This is a genomic window from Micromonospora sp. NPDC047753, from assembly GCF_040642735.1.
Lineage (GTDB): Bacteria > Actinomycetota > Actinomycetes > Mycobacteriales > Micromonosporaceae > Micromonospora.
In genome coordinates this window covers 1-1,452 of sequence record NZ_JBEYSL010000845.1, presented here as the reverse complement: position 1 = coordinate 1,452, position 1,452 = coordinate 1, and the positions used below count along the sequence as shown (strand labels likewise).

General features: G+C 71.7%; 1 protein-coding gene and 1 pseudogene. One reads left to right on the top strand and one right to left on the bottom strand.

The features are described from left to right. Nucleotides 1-59: 59 nt before the first annotated feature. Nucleotides 60-575: pseudogene (locus ABZ749_RS35120) on the bottom strand (ABC transporter ATP-binding protein); the annotation flags it as partial. A gap of 109 nt (nucleotides 576-684) precedes the next feature. On the opposite strand from ABZ749_RS35120, the gene ABZ749_RS35115 reads away from it, so the two are divergent. Then, nucleotides 685-1,452: helix-turn-helix domain-containing protein (locus tag ABZ749_RS35115; RefSeq protein ID WP_357235709.1), on the top strand; the 768-nt coding region annotated here is incomplete at its 3' end.

Below are 1,452 nucleotides of genomic sequence, written 5' to 3'. Positions count from 1 at the left end.
CTGGCGTCCTGCGCCGTCCCGGTCGGCGTGGCCGACGCGATCAGCGAGAGCGCCTACGCGACCTCGTCCTGGAAAACCGCCTCCATGAGGGGGTCGAGGCCGGAGGTCGGCTCGTCGAGCACGTACAGCTCCACCGGTGAGGAGAAGGCGGCGACGATGGCGACCTTCTGCCGGTTGCCCTTTGAGTAGGTGCGGCAACGGCGGGTCGGGTCCAGGTCGAAGCGGTGCAGCAGTTCGTCGCGGCGGCGCCGGTCGAGGCCGCCGCGCAGTTGGCCGAGCAGGTCGATGGCTTCCCCGCCGGTGAGGTTGGGCCAGAGGTTGACGTCACCCGGCACGTACGCCAGTCGGCGGTGCAGGCGGACCGCGTCGCGCCACGGGTCGGCGCCGAGCACCTGGGCGTCGCCGGAGTCGCGACGGAGCAGCCCGAGCAGGATCCGGATGGTGGTGGACTTTCCGGAGCCGTTGGGCCCGAGGAAACCGTGCACCTCCCCCTGCTCGACCTGCAGGTCCAACCCGTCGAGTGCCCGGATGGCGCCGAACGTCTTGATCAGGTTGCCGATCGAGATGACGGGCATGGCCCCTCCTGCCGTTGGTTACGTCGACCGCCACCACTGTACTGACCAACGGTCAGTCGAATCAACGGTGATGGTGCCCACCGGTCAGGGCGTCGCTAGGCTGGCTGGCATGACCGCCGATCCCGCGGACGACACCCGCACCCGGATCCTGCGCGCCGCGCTCGACCTGTTCGCCGAACACGGCTACCAGCGCACCTCGCTGCGCCAGATCGGCGAGCGGCTGCGGCTCACCAAGACCGCGATCCTGTACCACTTCCCGGCCAAGGAGCATCTGCTCGCCGCACTGGTCGAGCCGTTGGTGGCGGACCTGGAGGCGCTGCTCGACTCGGCTCAGACACAGCCCACCGAGCAGGCCCGGTGGACGGTGGTGGAGGGCTGGGTGGACATCATGCTCGCCCACCGCCGGCCGCTCGGCATGCTCTTCCACGACATCGCGCTGATCGGCCGGGGCGACACGTACCACCGGCTCATGGAGGTCGCGATGCGGGCCAACGACCTCATCACCGGGCCGAACGCGGGCCGCCGCGAGCGGGTCTCCGCGGTGCAGGCGTTGGGCGCGTGCAGCGATCCGGTCGTCTTCTTCACCGACGTGTCCGACGAGGTGCTGCGCGCCGACATGCTCGACGGCGTACGCCGACTGCTGGCCCCACTGCCTGCGGACCCCGCGGCCGAGCCGCGCGCAGACGCCTGGGACGGGCCTCACGCAGACGCCGTAGCCAGGCCGCGCACGGTCTCCGCCGCCAGGACACACAGAGGTGCAGCCAGGCCACACGCAGGAGCCGCCGAGCCGCACTCAGACGCGGCCCTCGGGAGCGCGACCCCAGCGATGCCAGCGGGCGGGGCCGGCGGGGCGGCGAGCCGGCGTCGGCGTCCGGGG